This is a genomic window from Rothia mucilaginosa (genome assembly GCF_901875305.1).
Classification (GTDB): domain Bacteria; phylum Actinomycetota; class Actinomycetes; order Actinomycetales; family Micrococcaceae; genus Rothia.
Window position 1 is genome coordinate 166,889 of the sequence record NZ_CABFLY010000002.1, and the last position, 15,929, is coordinate 182,817.

At 64.5% G+C, this 15,929-nt stretch carries 9 protein-coding genes; 6 read left to right on the forward strand and 3 right to left on the reverse strand.

All coding sequences use genetic code 11. The features are described 5' to 3' along the window. The first annotated feature begins 107 nt into the window (after window positions 1–107). The 4 genes from JX292_RS02900 (at window position 108) to JX292_RS02915 (ending at window position 8,660) form a co-directional block, all read left to right on the forward strand. A complete protein-coding gene (locus JX292_RS02900) occupies window positions 108–1,031 on the forward strand; it encodes a multidrug transporter (protein WP_204861245.1) in 924 nt (307 codons plus the stop codon). A 130-nt stretch (window positions 1,032–1,161) separates the two neighbouring features. Further along, on the forward strand, window positions 1,162–2,295 hold the full coding sequence (locus JX292_RS02905; protein ID WP_204861247.1) for an efflux RND transporter periplasmic adaptor subunit: 1,134 nt from the start codon (window positions 1,162–1,164) through the stop codon (window positions 2,293–2,295). Then, window positions 2,292–4,523 carry an ATP-binding cassette domain-containing protein gene (locus JX292_RS02910; RefSeq protein WP_239653597.1) on the forward strand — a complete coding sequence of 744 codons (2,232 nt, stop codon included), beginning with the start codon at window positions 2,292–2,294 and terminating at the stop codon, window positions 4,521–4,523. Before JX292_RS02905 ends, JX292_RS02910 begins: the two co-directional genes overlap by 4 nt. Window positions 4,524–4,646: 123 nt before the next feature. After that, a complete protein-coding gene (locus JX292_RS02915) occupies window positions 4,647–8,660 on the forward strand; it encodes an ATP-binding cassette domain-containing protein (RefSeq protein ID WP_204861259.1) in 4,014 nt (1,337 codons plus the stop codon). Window positions 8,661–8,797: 137 nt separating this feature from the next. Here the strand turns inward: JX292_RS02915 and JX292_RS02920 are convergent, their stop codons facing one another. Next, on the reverse strand, window positions 8,798–9,583 hold the full coding sequence (locus tag JX292_RS02920) for a sulfite exporter TauE/SafE family protein (protein ID WP_204861269.1): 786 nt from the start codon (window positions 9,581–9,583) through the stop codon (window positions 8,798–8,800). 210 nt (window positions 9,584–9,793) lie between these two features. Next, window positions 9,794–12,319, reverse strand: coding sequence for a DNA gyrase/topoisomerase IV subunit A (locus JX292_RS02925; RefSeq protein ID WP_204861270.1), 2,526 nt, complete (start codon window positions 12,317–12,319; stop codon window positions 9,794–9,796). A 308-nt stretch (window positions 12,320–12,627) separates the two neighbouring features. Between JX292_RS02925 and JX292_RS02930 the strand changes: the two genes are divergently transcribed. Next, window positions 12,628–13,221, forward strand: coding sequence for a DUF5998 family protein (locus JX292_RS02930; protein WP_204861272.1), 594 nt, complete (start codon window positions 12,628–12,630; stop codon window positions 13,219–13,221). A gap of 86 nt (window positions 13,222–13,307) precedes the next feature. Further along, a complete protein-coding gene (locus tag JX292_RS02935; RefSeq protein WP_204861274.1) occupies window positions 13,308–14,573 on the forward strand; it encodes an alkaline phosphatase family protein in 1,266 nt (421 codons plus the stop codon). A gap of 140 nt (window positions 14,574–14,713) precedes the next feature. On the opposite strand, the gene sepH is transcribed toward JX292_RS02935, so the two are convergent. Next, the gene (gene sepH / locus JX292_RS02940; protein WP_204861277.1) at window positions 14,714–15,895 is read right to left on the reverse strand and encodes a septation protein SepH; all 1,182 of its coding nucleotides are present in this window, start codon (window positions 15,893–15,895) and stop codon (window positions 14,714–14,716) included. Between the last annotated feature and the right edge of the window lie 34 nt (window positions 15,896–15,929).

Genomic DNA, 15,929 nt, shown 5'->3' on the forward strand with positions numbered 1-15,929 from the left:
GAGGAGTCATAAAAATTTTTGGTGCACACCCCCCCAGATTTTGAGCGCGACAAGGCGCAAAAAGTGTAATGTGGTGAGCAACTCACTCCTACGAAAGGTGTTCAACGATGAAATCCCTCACCTGCCGCACCACCGCCCCTCGCACCGGCACGAGCCGCCGCCTGCTCGCCACGGGCGCCCTGCTGGCCATCGGCGTGCTCCCGCTGAGCGCCTGCTCGCTCTTCAACCCGCCGCTGGAACGCGACGAAAGCGTCCACGCCATCTTCGACGCGGAACAGGACATCGTGAAGATGCCCCTGGACGATTACCTCTACTACGAGCGCACTCACTATGAATACACGGCCTTTCAGATTGCCATGAAGCAGTGCTACGCCGAACACGGGCAGAACTACACCGACCAAGCTCCCTACTCTGAGAGCGCACCGCGCGGCGAGATGGGGCGAAAGTACGGTCCCTGGAACGTCGAGTACGCCCAGAAGTACGGTTTTCAGAAGCGAGACCCCAACGCCGCCCCCATCTCCTTTAACTCGGGGGAGAGCATGAGCCCCGAGGAGAGGCTCAGTATCGAATGTCATGACAAGGCCCGCGAGACCCTGGATGCCGCGGTGCCCGAAGGTAAGAGGCCCGAAAAGGAAGAGCAGGCCACGTACATTCGTATCTCCACCGAAGCTGGTAACGCCGTTTACGGCAGCAAAGTGCACCGCGAGCTCGAAGAGAAGTGGAAGCAGTGCGTCTCGGATCGCGGGCTCACCCCGCGCTCGGCCGGCTCCGTCGCCGAGGAAACCCCGCTGGCTGAGCAGCTGAGCAAGAACGGCGGTTTCAACGAGCCCGCCTCCGAAGAAGAGATTCGCATCGCCACCATCCAGGCCGAATGTAACCAGCAGGTCGGCATGAGCAAGCAGCTCTACGACCTGGAAGCTCAGTACCAGATGCCGCTCATCCGCAAGTACCAGTCGCAGCTTGAACAGGAACGCCAAGCTGACCGTGACCGCGACGAGAAGTTCAAGCAGTACGTTCTGGAGCACCAGTAACCCGAGCGTCCACGACCGGGTTTTGACACTAGGTTTTGATACCGGGGAAAGACCGGTAATGGTGCGGGCCGCCCGAGAGGCAGAGCTCAGCGGGCGGCCCGCCCCCGTACACACTCAGAAAGACACCGCCATGACCGATCACTCACACACCAGCCAGCAACGTAGCGGGCACCGCTTCATCGAGCGCATCGCCCGACCCCGTGTGCTCCTCCTTCTCGCGATCCTCGCCGTCGGCTCGCTCATGCTGTCCTTCTACCTGGGCACCCGCTACGCAGCCACCGGACCCGACCCGACTGTGCAAGCGAAAACCGTGATTCCGGTCTGGGCGAAGGTCGAAGAACGCACCGTCAGCGAGGGGCTCGCCATCGCCGGAACCACTAAGGCTGGAGAGGCCGCCCCGATTAGCGCGCGTACCAATGGCGAGCCGGTGCTCGTCTACCAGAACCAGAAGCCCGGCAACGTGCTCAAATCCGGTGACTTCATCGGCATTATTGGCGCCGACCCGGTCTTCGTGCTGGATGGGCCGCTACCGCTGTACCGCGACCTCAATCTGGGCGATAACGGCGACGACGTGCTTGCCTTCCAGAAGGCTCTGAACTCCGCCGGGTACGCCACCGCACAGAGCGGCACCGTCACTGAAGACACCCTTGAGGCTGTCACGCGCCTGCACCGTACGCACCTGACCGGCGTGCCCAGCGAGGGGGTCACCACCATTGCCCGCAGTAACTACGCGATTCTGCCCGGCGGCAGCCACACGGTCACCGCCGTTGCCGCGGTCGGCCAGCTCATCAGTGACGGCAACCCCATCGCGAGCGTAGAAACCAGCGAACCCTACGTGGAATCCAGCGTTGAGCTCGCCGTCGCCAACAAGCTCAAGGTCGGCGACCGCATCAGCCTGCGCACCTCCACCGGCAGCGTGGAAGGCACCATCACCAGCATTGGTGAGCTGCAGAATGACCCCTCCAAGGGCGCGGCGAAGAGCGTGCGATTCAGCGCCGACGACCCGAGCAAGCTCACTCCGGGGCAGAGCGCCTCCATCACCAGCAAGGGCAACACCTCAACCACCCTCGCCGTGCCGACCACCGCGGTACGCCAGGATTCCCAGGGCACCTACGTGCTGGTTGAAAAGGGTGGAAGCTCCACCTCGACCAGTAAGGATGCACCCGCCACCGAACGAGTCAACGTTGAGGTTCTGCGCACCGCCGGCGGGTACGCCGCGATCAACGCGAACCTCAGCGCGGGACAGAAGGTGCTTGTCTCATGAGCCGCCGAAATAGAATCTCCGAGCGAGCCCCCGACGGTGTGACGACCCCGCGCATCAGGGGAGAAGCCGCCGGGCTCGACGTTGGGCCTGACACCGCGCCCGCTATCGAAATGCATGGCATTACCCGTGTTTTCGAGGGGAGCGAACGGCCTGTCCTCGACCACCTCGACCTGGTGGTGGAACGCGGCGAATTCCTCGCCATTATTGGTCCGTCGGGCTCCGGTAAATCCACCCTGCTCAACGCCATCGGCCTGCTCGACACACCCACCAGCGGAACCTACAGCCTCTTCGGCAAAAATACGGAAGGACTCAGCGACAGAGAACGCGACGAAATGCGCCGAGACCACCTCGGCTTCATCTTCCAATCCTCAAACATGCTACTGGACGAAACCAGCACGACCAACGCCTCCATGGGCCTGCGCGTGCAGGGCGTACCCTACGGCGAGCGCCTGCAACGCACCGAAGAAACCCTAGAATTTCTGGGGTTGAGCGACCGCGCCAGCATCCGCACCCGGTACCTCTCCGGCGGCGAAAAGCAGCGTTGTGCCATTGCCCGTGCTCTCGCCACGCGCCCGCCGCTGATTCTTGCCGACGAGCCCACCGGCAACCTGGACAGCCACAATAGCGCGAAGGTCATTGAGATTCTGCAACGCATTAACGCGACCGGCTGTACAGTGCTGGTGATTACCCACGACCCGGAGGTTGCCGCCGCCGCCCGCCGCGTGATCCGCATTGAGGATGGGCGGCTGCACGAGCAGAGCCGCGCCGACTTGGCTGCGGTGTCTCTGGCTGAGGTGGCGCCGGCTACAACGGATGCCCCAGCGGAAACCACGGTAGATGCCCCTGTTAATGCCCCCGCCAGCCCCGCGCCGGGGGAGAGACCCGCCGCGCACCGCCGCGGAAGCTTCCTCACCGACGACAGCATCGAGGCAATCTCGGCGCTCACCTCACGACCACTACGCACCCTGCTACTGGGCCTGTCCTTCGCCCTGGGCGTGGGCGGACTCATCAGCGCCTCCGGCATGAGCGAATCCGCCAGCTACCAGGTGAACCAGCGCCTGCTCGGATCCGAACAATCCACGCTCTACATCAGCGACAGGGACAATGACCAAAACATGCTCGGAACCTACCGGCAGGGCGAATCCGCGCAGAACGTTGCCGACCGCATTAGCGCGCTGGACTACGTTAAGAACACCGGGTTCGTCAGTAGCGTGGCGCCCGCCGACGTGCGAATCACCCGTTTCAGCCCCTACGAGGACGAACCCAAAACGGCGATTGGCCTCAGCTCGGCCTCAAAGACCAGGCTTGAGCAAATCGGCGCCCGCATGAACCCCGAAACCCTGCGTGCGCTCGAACAGATGAACGCGACCCTCACCCAGGAGAACGTCGCCGACCGTGAACGCGCCGAGCAACTCTCCGGCGCTATCGTCTCGGTTTCCGCTGCCCGCGCCCTCGGCATTATCCCCGAAGATAAGGCGGCAGATAACGCCACAACCGAGCCCAGACCCGGCGAGATACCGGTCGTCGACTACGGTATTAAACTCGGTGGGCTGCCGCAGGTGGCACCCGGCGTGAGCATCTGGGTGGACGGTCAGCTGATGCCGGTCATCGGCCTCTTCGACCCCGGCAACAGCGGCTACGAATTCAGGAACACGGTCATCGTCTCGCCGGGCAAACTACAGCGCACCGGACGCGGCCAGGTGACCTACATAGCCGAAACCGAGCGGGGCTACGGCAAGGCGGTCGCCAAGGCTATTCCACTGACCCTCAAGCCCGCTGAACCCAGCCAGATCAATGTGGAAACCCCCTCCGACCTGCAGAGCCTACGCGCGTCCATCGCCTCGGATCTGGGCCTGTATGTGGGTGTGCTCTCCGGGATTCTGCTGGTGCTCGCCTCCCTCTCGGCGGCAACCGCCATGTACCTGTCCGTGCAATCGCGCACCGCAGAAATTGCGCTACGACGCGCCATTGGATCCAGCAAATGGCTGATCGCCCGAATCTTCCTCATGGAGGGCGTCATACTCGGCGTGCTCGGCGGATCCATCGGCGCCTGTGCCGGCATGATTGCGACCATCGTCCTTTCGCTCGTGCAGGGCTGGCAAGCGATTCTCTCGCCGGGATTCGTAGTGCTCGGCGTGGGGGTCGGCGCCCTCACCGGCCTGGTGTCCTCGGCGTACCCGGCGTGGGTGGCTTCACGCAAGAACCCAGCCGATGCGATGCGCGGCTAGAGCCCGCCCCAGGGGAGCGCAGACCTGCCAAATCTCCGAAGTATGACCGGTCAAATAGGTAATAGATACCCCAAACCTTAAAATAATGGGAGGTAAAAATAGCAGAAGACTAAGGACAACGCCGTGAGCCGAACGCACACACCGCGTCACGCTGACAAACATCAAAACACCGAGGCGACCCCAGAAACAACGCCGGAGGGCAAGCGCACCGACCGCGCTGACCGCCGTCCGCCGCTGGGCCCCAACGCCCGCAAAAATCTGAGCACCTTCGGCATTATTACCGCCGTGCACACCCTGGCAACCGTGCTTTTTAGCGCGGCGCTCGCGGTCATTATTGCCCGCGCGGCCCACGCGGGGTTTGCCGCAGTCGCTACCGAACACGAACGTCTCAGGGAGACGAGCGCACCGGACGTGTACCGCGCCTACATCGAGTTCGCCGGTTCCGCCCAGGCGCACCTGGAGGCGCACGGCGGCTGGCTGCTCGGACTCGGCGGCATCTTCGGTGACGGCGACGCCATCACTCCCGGCCTGCTCATCGTGGCGGTCTTGGCCCTCGCGGTGCGTTCGGGTGCGGACTACCTGCTGGCGGTGAGCGCGCAGCGTGCCGCCTCCGGCGCGAAGTCTCAGATTCGCCGCAGCCTGCTACGCCGAGTGCTCGCCACCGGTGGCACGGACACCCCCGAAGGTACCGGCGCGACCGCGGTGTTGCTTTCGCGCGGTCTGAACGCCCTGGACGACTACTACACCAAGACCCTGACCGCGTTTGTTTCCACCGCGGTTGTGCCGGTCTTGCTGTGGATTGTGGTCGCCTCCCTGGACATGATGAGCGCCCTCGTGCTGCTCTGCACCCTGCCGCTCATTCCCGTGTTCATGGTGCTGATCGGCAAGAACACCCGCACCGAAACCGCGGAGGCGCAGGCCGAGCTGCACCGCCTCTCGGACCACATCCTGGAGCTCGTACGCGGCCTGCCCGTCATCATCGGCCTGGGCCGTGAACGCGCGCAGACCCGCGCCATGAACTCCCTGGGTCAGCGCTACCGCGAGCGCACCATGCAGACCCTGCGCAGCGCCTTTATGTCTTCGCTGGCCCTCGAGCTGATTACCACCATCTCCGTGGCGCTGATTGCCGTGCTGATTGGTGTGCGCCTGGTCAACGGCACCCTGGGCCTGGACACCGCCATTCTCGTGCTGTTGCTCGCCCCCGAGTGCTACCAGCCGCTGCGCGATGTGGGCGCCGCCTTCCACCAGTCCGAGGACGGCGTGGCCGCCCTGCGTAGCGCCCAGAAGATTATCGATGCGCCCTTGCCTGAGGAAACGGTCGAGGACGACTCGGCTAATCCCGCAGCGATTGAGGTGCGCAGCCTGGATGTGAACTACCCCGATCGCCCCGAGGTGCTGACCGACCTGTTCCTGAGCCTGCCTCGCCGCGTGGCGCGGGCGGCGGAGCCCGGTCCGGAACGCGGCACCGTTATCGGCGTTATGGGTCCCTCCGGTTGCGGCAAGTCCACCCTGCTGAACGTGTTCTCCGGCGCGGTCCGCAACGGTCTGGTACCCACCGGCTCGCAGGAACCGATGCGGGTCACCGGTAGCGTCACCGGCCTGGGTACGACCCTGATGATTCCGCAGTCGCCGGTCTTCACCGCACCCACCGTGCGTGCCGAAATGGCGCTGTATGCCCTGAGTGCCGACGACTCCGAACGCGAGCGTGCCGCGGCCCTGGTGACCGGCGTGCTGGAGCGCGGCGAGTTCGCCGTGAGCCCCGCCGATAACGATCTGACGATGCGCCCGCTGGCGCAGCTGGGCCTTGAAAGCGTGAACGTACTGGAACCGGGTGCCCTGAGCGCCGGTCAGGCCCGCCGCCTGGCCGTGGCCCGCACCCTGGCCCGTGCTGAGGCCATCTACCGCGCCGGCGGCGAGCAGACCGTGCTGACCGTGCTGGTGGACGAGCCCACCGCGCATCTGGACGCCTACTCGGCATACCTGGTCACCCGCGCCCTGCACCGCCTGGCGGAGCTGGGCGCCACCGTGCTGATTGTGACTCACGAGGGCGAGCTGGCCGCGCACTGCGACCACCTCGTGCGAGCCGAGCAGAGCGCATCCGGTTACACCTGGAGCACCTCGCTCAACGCGACCCGCGTGCCCGTGCCCGCCGAAGCCCCCGCGCACCTGCTGGAGCTGAAGACCGAGCACGAGGCCGAAATCCGCGCCCTCGTGGAGGCCGCCCCCGCCGCAGATGAGAACCTGCAGGAGGAAAAGCCCGCGGGCCTGTTCGCCACCCTGCGCACCCTCAAGGAGCTGACCGGAATCGGTGCGAGCGCCTTCTCCGGCCCCGTGCTGATGGCGGCGACCACCTCCCTGATGGCCGCGGCCCTGACCGCGCTGTCCGGCTGGCTTATCGTGCGCGCGGGCGAGGGCCCCGCCATGATGTACCTGATGGTCGCCATCGTGGGCGTGCGATTCTTCGGCCTGGGCCGCGCGTGCGCCCGCTATGCCGAGCGTCTGATGACCCACTCGAAGGTGCTGGCCGCCGCGAATATCCTGCGTCTGCGCGCCTGGGTGGGCGCCTGGCAGAGCGTGAGCAGCGTGCGTGCCCTGCTGCGCGGTGACGCCCTGCTGGAGCGCCTCGTGGGAGGTATTGACGAGCTTCGAGACGGTATTCCGCGCGTGATTATTCCGCCGGCTGCGCACCTGCTGGTCATGATTGCCGCGCTGGTGACAACCGCGTGCATCCTGCCGCAGGCCCTGATTCCCGTGCTGGCGGCGGTGCTGGTGAGCACCTTTGTGGCCCCCTGGGCCGTGCTTCGTGCCGACGCCCGTGCGGAGGCGCTGGCCCGCCAGTCCACCGCGTACATGCTACGCCTGGGCACCGGTATGCTTTCCGCCGCTGAGGATCTGCGCGCCAACGGTGTGGCGAACACCGCCGAACGCGCCAACAACGATCTGGACGCGCAGAACCTCTCCGCCCTGCAGAAGGGCTCGACCGCCCAGGGTCTGGGCCGAACCCTCGTGGCGCTGAGCTGGTTTGGTGCCGCGCTGGCGAGCGCCGTGATTGCCTACCCGCTGGCTGTGAACGGCACCGTGGGCGCCCCCGAGTCGGCGATCGTGGTGCTACTGTGCACCGGCATGCTGGAGAGCTCCCTGGGTCACATCGAGGCGGTTCGCTCCTGGCCCGAGTTCGCTCGCCTACTCGCCTCGATTGCCCCGAGCGTTCGTGACGTATCCCTGGAGGGTGTTGTCGCCACCTCGACCCTGAAGCGTTCCGTGCCTACCGAGGCTGAGGTGGACACCCACGTTCTGCCGCGCCGTGCTGAGCGTCTGCGTGCCCGCGCGGAAGCCGAGATGGAGGAGCTGCTGGAGGCTGACCGCCAGCGTGCCCGCCGCTTCGCACGCCCCGACTCTGCGGCTGAATCCCCGCGCCCGCCTAAGTCCGGCGAGCCCAAGCTGGTCGGATGCGGCACCCCGCAGCAGCTCGGTGTGAAGGTCACCGATGCGGCTCCCGCCCTCACCATGCAGGATGGTTCCGCCCGCTGGCCCGGCATGGACCATCCGGTCTTTGCGCGCCTGAATCTGACGGCCCGCGAGGGCTCCTGGACTGCGGTGACCGGCCCCTCTGGATCCGGCAAGTCCACCGTTTTGGCCACTCTGCTGGGCTTCCTGCCCCTGGAGTCGGGCCGCATCGAGGCCGCCGGCGAGGCGCTGGACCCCGAAGAGTTGCGCGGCTACGCGGCCTGGTGTCCGCAGGCGGCGCACATCTTTGAGTCGACCCTCGAGGGTAACCTGCTGCTGGCCCGTGACCGCTCCGACCGACCCAGCGAGGAGGAGCTCATCGAGGTTCTGCGCCGCGTGGGTCTGGGCGAGTGGTTTGACGCCCTGCCGAAGGGCCTGCGCACCCCCGTGGGCGCCGGCGGTTCCTTCCTGTCGGGTGGTCAGCGTCAGCGCCTGGCGGTGGCTCGTGCCCTGCTGGTGAACTCGCCGGTGCTGCTGCTGGACGAGCCGACCGCGCATCTGGACGTCGAGTCCGCCCGCGCGCTCATGGCCGACCTGGATGCGGCAACCCGCGCCAGCTCGGTGGCTACGGTTCTGGTGTCGCACCGTCCCGAGGACGTGGCCCACTGTGATGAGGTGGTTCGCCTCTAAACGTGCCTGAGTACAGGCACCGTTTGCGAGACTGAACGCAAGAAACTGCGCAGAAAGGCCCCGGTACATCATGTACCGGGGCCTTTCTGCGCGTTTATATCTCCGCGCGAATAGGTTCGGGGATTTAGACCCAACCTTTAGACCCAACCGAGTATCTGTGCGGTGAGTCGCAGTAGTATCAGCGTCACAATAATGATGAGCAGTCTACGAATGAATTGTTCGCCGAGGTGAATAGCTGTTCGAGCACCAACCCAGTTGCCGGCCATATTGGCGCATCCCATGAGTATTCCCAAGAGCCAGTGAATAGATCCGAGGGGAATGAAATATATGAGCGCCCCGAGGTTCGTCGCGGAATTTAGTACTTTTGCGGCGGCGGTAGCATGCAGAAAGTTATAACCCAGCAATACTTGAAAAGCGACGAGCATCATGGAACCAACACCAACTCCAAGAACACCGTCGTAGCCGCCTAGAATCATGCCGATGGCGAGCGCCCGCCCTAGAAGCGACAAGGTTGAGGGTACCCGAGACGCTTTGCGGGGGATGCGTGACTCAAACGCGGTAAAGATGAGGATAGCGACGAGAACAACAACAATAACGGGGCGAAAAATATGCGCCGGCAGCAGGGTGGCGCAGTGCGCCCCTAAAGCGGAGGCACAAAAAGCGATACCCGTTGCCGGAATAATAATTTTCCATTGAAGCGCCACTGAACGAATATATGTGACGGTACCGGCGAGGGTTCCCATGCAACTTGCGACTTTGTTCGTACTTAACGCGGCAATGGGTGAAAAACCGGGTGCCATGAGCAGGGCTGGGAGCTGAATCATCCCGCCTCCACCGACGACTGAGTCGATACATCCGGCGCAGAATGCGGCCAACAGGAGCACAACGAGTAGTCCCGGGGTGGCGGAGAGAGAATCAAACATGCAAGGAAATCCTCTCATCAAGAGCGTATTAGAGTGTCCTACTTCTCTATTTACCGTACACCGGGTTAAAGTCAGGGGTGAAGACACCGGTGTAGTGTCTTCACCCCTGGACGGTACCTATAAGCTGCTATAGGCAATATGTTGAATCGTTGAAAAGAGAACCGCGGGTCTTCTGACGCCGCCTCTGGGAACGGCGGGTTTTAGAAGCACCTAGAAGAGCTTTTCACCCTCCGGGCTGACCGCCATCGCAGCAGAAACCGCCGCGTAGTTCGGGCCAATCACGCCGATGCTCTGAGTGAGCATCACGCCGGAACCGTCGCGGGCACCGTGCTCGGTCGGCAGGGAACGAGCTACACCGCCGGAGGATGCCGCCTTCGCCGGGCCCACGCCCACCCACGCCAGAGCCAGCTGGCTCTCACCGGTGAGGAAGCGGTGCGCACGCACGCCGCCGGTCGCGCGGCCCTTCTGCGGGTACTCGGCCAGGGCGGTCACCTTGGCGCTCGCCAGGCCGTCCTTGCCGTTGGTGACGGTCACGACCTCCGCCGCATCGCCGGGGGCGGTCACGCCCAGGGCAATCACGCGGTCGCCCTCGGCGAGCTTAATGCCGGCGATACCGCCGCCGGTGCGTCCCTGCGGGCGGACCTTCGCAGCGTCGAAGGTCAACAGCTTCGCGTCGCGGGTCACGAAGGTGAGTACCGCATCGTCGGCGGGGCAGGGGGTGGCGGCCACGATTTCGTCGCCGTCCTTGAGCTTCATAATGTCCCACTCGGTTTGATTCAGCGGGTAGTCGGGGTTCACGCGCTTGATGACGCCGCCCGCGGTGGCCATCGCCAGTACCGTGTTGAGTGGCACGAGCGCGACCAGCTTCTCACCTTTGGCGAGCTGAACCAGCTCGGTTGCCTTCACCGCCGATGCCATGGAGGGGGTGCCGCCGTTCTCGTCCAGTACCGCAATGTCCATAACGGACAGGCGCACCATGCGTCCTGCGGAGGTCACGGCACCAATCTCACCGCGTGCGGTGGTGGGCACAATCGAGGTGAACACGTCGTGCTTGAAACGCTTGCCGGGATCCACGAGGGCTTCACGGATGGGCTTGCCGGGGGTGCGTCCCATCACGCCGGAGGCGGAGAGCAGCACCCAGCACGGCTCGTCAGCAATCTCGAGGGCCAGGCCCAGGCTCTTCTTCGCCTTGGACTGCGCGGTGACCGCCTCGATAGCGACCTGCATGTCGTCCTTGGTCTTAAGCTGGGTGCGACGGTCGGTACCGTAACGTTCGGCGACCTCGGCAAGCTCGTCAGAAACCAGTTCGCGCAGCGCCGCATCAGAGCTCAGGATACGCTGCAGTTCCGCGATTTCCTGCTGCAGGGTGTCGCGTTCGGCCTCGAGCTCCAGGCGGGAGTACTTGGTGAGCTGGCGCAGGCGCAACTCCAGGATGTGGTTCGCCTGGGTGTCGGTCAGATCGAAGACCGCCTTCAGCTTCTCGCGTGCCTGGGCGGTCTCGTCGGACTCGCGAATAATCTGAATGACTTCGTCAATGTCGAGGATGGCCACGAGCAGACCCTCCACCAGGTGCAGGCGGTCGGTGCGTTTGCCCAGACGGAATTCGGTGCGGCGGCGGACCACGTTCAGGCGGTGGTCGATGTACACGCGCATCAGGTCGAGCAGGCCGAGGGTCTGCGGCTGACCGTCCACGAGCGCCACGTTGTTGATGCCGAAGGAGTCCTCAAGCGGGGTGTGTTTGTAGAGCGCGGCGAGCACCGCCTCGGGGTTGAAGCCGTTCTTGACCTCGATGATGAGGCGCAGGCCGTGGGTGCGGTCGGTCAGGTCGACCACGTCCGAGATGCCGGTGAGCTTCTTGGAGTTGACGCCGTCCTTAATCTTTTCGATGACCTTTTCGGGGCCGACCATGTACGGCAGTTCGGTGACGACGATGCCCTGCTTGCGGGGGCTGACCTGCTCGATGGAGACCTTCGCGCGGGTTTTGAAGGTGCCGCGGCCGGTTTCGTAGGCGTCACGGATTCCGTTCAAGCCCACGATAGTGCCGCCGGTGGGCAAATCGGGGCCGGGGATGAACTTCATGATGTCTTTGAGGCTTGCCTCGGGGTGCGCGATGAGGTGACGGGTACCGGCGATGACCTCGCGCAGGTTGTGCGGCGCCATGTTGGTGGCCATGCCGACCGCGATGCCGGTGGTGCCGTTGACGAGCAGGTTCGGGAACGCGGCGGGCAGCACGGCGGGCTGCATGAACTGGTTGTCGTAGTTGGGCACGAAGTCGACGACGTCTTCGTCGAGATCGGCGGTCAGCGCTTGCGCGGCCGGTGCCATGCGCGCCTCGGTGTAGCGGGCGGCCGCGGGGCCGTCGTCGAGGGAGCCGAAGTTACCGTGGCCGTCAACGAGGGGCAGACGCAGCGCGAAGGGCTGGGCGAGGCGCACCATGGCGTCGTAGATGGCGGCGTCGCCGTGCGGGTGGAGCTTACCCATGACCTCGCCGGTCACACGGGCGCTCTTGACGTGTCCCTTATCGGGGCGCAGACCCATCTGCTGCATCATGTAGAGGATGCGGCGTTGCACGGGCTTGAGGCCGTCGCGGGCATCGGGGAGGGCACGCGAATAAATCACCGAGTAGGAGTATTCCAGGAAGCTGGATTCCATCTCGGCGGATACGTCGATGTCGACGATATTCTCTACCACATCCACCGGGTAGTCACTGGCGGCGGATTTGGATCGGCGAGCCATATATCTCCTCGTGTCGGTGTGTTTTTCGTACTTCTATTCTAGCGGGTGCACGCGGGTGAACCGGGCTCGTCGATGAGCGTTATTCATGGGGATGCGCATGCGCACCCAAGGGCGCGTCAGGAGGGGCACGACGGCCCGGGGCAGGGGGTCGCCTCATTCAGTGTCTCGTCATGTGCGCGCCCGTACGCGTGGTTAAGTAGCACAGCCCGGCTGGAACCCTCTAAGGTAGAAGGTAGTAATACCTAACCGCCTTCATCGTGTGTGCCGACCGACGTCGCCTCATGAGGGCACCGCACGAAAGAGGTACGATGTACGCCACCACCCCCGAACGCGAGCAACTGGTCGCAGATATCAAGCATGCCGGCTTCTACCCCGACCTCGTGCTGGAAGTGGTGGATGACGCGCTCGCGGGCATGAACCCGGACGCCCACTTTGTACAGCACGAAACCCACTTCTCCCGTGACGATTTCCACCGCCATATTACGGTCATGGTTCTGTGCGGTGAGCATGTGATTTTTGCGCACTTGGACGACCAGCACCTTGAGGGTGACGCGCAGGGTACCGTGGCGCATGTGAGCGTGGAGGCGGTACATCTGAGTGCGTTGAACGCAGTCACTATCAGCTATGGTTTTAGCCAGCCGCAGGCCTACAACGCCGGTAACACGGCCCCGACCGAGATTTCCTTCCAGATTGCGTGGACCGGCTCCCTGCACATGGAGCTCGCCCCGGCCGGTTGCCAGGATCCGCAGTGCAATGCCGACCACGGCTTCACCGGCGATGCACGCCGCGAAGACATTGCGGTGCGTGTTTCCGCGACTGCTGACGGCCCGGAATCGGTTCAGCGTGCCCACGATTTTGCGCGTGCCCTGCACCGTGCGCGTCTGTACGTAACGCGCCGATAAGCACCGGTGCTAGCGCTCGCCGCACAATAACAGCCCGCGCGGTGCCCCGTACTTTCACGCACCCGCCACACCCCTGAGAGGACCTTATGATGGTACAGACCACCCTGCACGATGTTCTGGGTGCGCCGCTGCCCCCGGCGCCCGCCTACGGCAGCAATAGCATCGCCGACGTGCTGGAGTCCGCCTCCTCTCTGGTGGCTCAGCGAAGCCTGGCACGCCCCGCACACGCCCTGGATTCCGACCCGGCGTTCAACTCCGTTGCCGACCTGCTGAACCTTGCGACCCGCCTGACGGAGCATGACGTTGACCCGGCATCCTTCCGCCACGCCTGCGTGATCATGGTGGACGGCCTGGGCGAGCAGCTCATCAACAACTACGGCGGCTACGCACCCGCCCTGCGCAAGAGCTTGAACCTGGGCCCGCTGGATGCCGCGTTCCCCACCACGACTGCCGCCTCTCTGACCTCGTTGGGTACCGGCACGGCACCCGGCGCGCACGGCATTGCCGGCTACGAGGTGCGCAACCCGGACGGCAACGGGGGAGCGGGCTCGGTCATGAACCACCTATCCGGCTGGGATCAGTCGGTGGATCCGCACGCCTGGCAGCCGTTGCCGACCGTGTTGGAACGCCACCATACGAACCGCCGCGTGCTCACCATTTCGCTGGGTAAGTACCGCGGCACGGGCCTGACGGAGGCGGCTCTGCGCGGCGGTGATTTTGTAGATGCAACCGGCTTCAGCGCCCGCGTCACCTACGCCCTGGAGGCGCTCTCCAGCCGTACCCCGACCACCGTGTACCTGTACTGGGGCGAGATTGATGCGGCGGGCCACCGCTACGGCGTGGGCAGTGACGAATGGTTGCAGCAACTGGAGGAACTGAACTCGGCGCTGAAGCGTCTGGCGGGGCGCGCTCCGGCGTGGGCGGCACTCTTCGTGACCGCCGATCACGGCATGGTGAACGTGCCCGAGCATCAGCGCATCGACTACTCCGGCGTGGAGGAGCTGACCCGCAACATCGCAATGACCGCCGGTGAACCGCGTGCCGTGCACCTGTACCTGGAAGACACCTCGGATGCGGCACGTACCGCCACCGCCCAGCGCTGGGCGCAGTACTGGGGTGAGCGCGCCTGGGTGATTGACTCTCGTGAGCTGATGCGCGCCGGCTACTTCGGCCCAATCGTGACCGATGCCGCGCGTTCGCGTATCGGAGACTTGATGGTGTGCGCTCGTGATGACTGGGCGCTGTACGATATGCGCCACTACAAGGAGCGTGCCCTGCATATGGTCGGTCAGCACGGTTCGCTCACGGATGCTGAGCGTCTGGTGCCCTTGCGCATGCTCAAGACTTTCTAGACTCGCACGAGCCACGCTCAGAGGACACAGGCTAAGAAGATAGAAAAAGCCGTCGGTTATTCACGCGAATAACCGACGGCTTTTGTATGTCTAAATGCCCTTGCCTAGAAGCCTTTATTGGGCGGCGCGAGAGCGGTCGCTTACTTGCGGCCGCCAAAGATGATGTCGTCCCATGCCGGAACGCTCACGCGCTGCTTCTTCGAGGAAGACTTGGGCTTCTCTGCTGCGGGAGTCTCTGCGGGAGCCACGGCCGCACCTGCAGTTTCTGCGGGCTCAACCTGTGCTTCGGGTACCTCAGCGGCTTCAGCAGACTCAGCGGCGAGGGAGTGCTTGCCGTACTCCTCCGGTGCCGGATGCGCGGCGGGGGTGTGCGCGGCGGGTGCGCCGGTCAGCGGGCCTCGATCATCGGTTGCGGTTTGGGCAGTCTGCGCGGGCTGTTCCTCATCCGCGTGGGTGGCCGCCTCAGCGGGTGCTTCAGCCTTCGGGGCTTCTGCCTGCGGAGCCTCAGCAGACTCGCGGTGCACAAACACCTCGGGCTCCTCAACCTGGGCGGGGCGCACCGAACGGGCGCGCTCCAAAAGCTCCTTAAGCTTGCGCTCATCGGCGCTCTCAGAGGACGAAACGGGTACCGGTGCGGGCTCCGGAGCCTTCGGCAGGCGGGCCTGCGGAACCTCCACAGGGGCCTTCTTCGCGGCGGCGGCCACAGCGTCCTCACTATTGCCCATCAGGAAGTACGCGGCCTCGTTCGAGGCGTACAGGCCCTGGTTCGCGGGGTTGTACACCCAGCGGGCGGGGAACATCACCTGCGAAGGCAGGTTCTGACGTACCGAATCCTTCAGCGCAATGTCCACCTCAACGCGCCACTGGCCGTTCTCCTGTTGGCGGGTCGTCCAATCCTGGGTGGCCTCCTCGAAACCGTAACGCTCCGAAACCTCCTCGATGCGGGCGCTGAGCGTCACCGGAATCTGTGCGCTACCCGAAGCCGAATTGCGGCGACCAATCTTCACGCTCTGAGCGGCACGAATAATGTGGGCGCGCTCGGCCACAATCGGCCACTCGTAGCGGCGCACGCGCTCCGGCTCCCAGCCGGACTCCTCCGCGATTTCCTCAACAGAGGCACCCTGACGGAAGCGGGTCTGAATATCGCGCGGACCGTACGTGCCCTTAGCACCCAGACCGCGGGCAGGCTGAATACGGCGAGCCTTGGTGATGCTCGTGCGCAGGTTAGCGTCAATGGGCAGCAAGAAGCGGGTGCCGTCGGCAGACTCAAGCACCAGATTTTCGCCGTCATCGTGCACGCCAATTAGACGTAGCTCAAGCATGAGAACCTCCATAGGTGAACCGGGCGCCTTCCGT

Coding starts and splice junctions, on each gene's coding strand:
- JX292_RS02920 (WP_204861269.1), bottom strand. CDS start 9,583: ATGTTTGATTCTCTCTCCGCCACCCCGGGACTACTCGTTGTGCTCCTG.
- sepH (WP_204861277.1), bottom strand. CDS start 15,895: ATGCTTGAGCTACGTCTAATTGGCGTGCACGATGACGGCGAAAATCTG.
- JX292_RS02910 (WP_239653597.1), top strand. CDS start 2,292: ATGAGCCGCCGAAATAGAATCTCCGAGCGAGCCCCCGACGGTGTGACG.
- JX292_RS02930 (WP_204861272.1), top strand. CDS start 12,628: ATGTACGCCACCACCCCCGAACGCGAGCAACTGGTCGCAGATATCAAG.
- JX292_RS02935 (WP_204861274.1), top strand. CDS start 13,308: ATGATGGTACAGACCACCCTGCACGATGTTCTGGGTGCGCCGCTGCCC.
- JX292_RS02925 (WP_204861270.1), bottom strand. CDS start 12,319: ATGGCTCGCCGATCCAAATCCGCCGCCAGTGACTACCCGGTGGATGTG.
- JX292_RS02900 (WP_204861245.1), top strand. CDS start 108: ATGAAATCCCTCACCTGCCGCACCACCGCCCCTCGCACCGGCACGAGC.
- JX292_RS02905 (WP_204861247.1), top strand. CDS start 1,162: ATGACCGATCACTCACACACCAGCCAGCAACGTAGCGGGCACCGCTTC.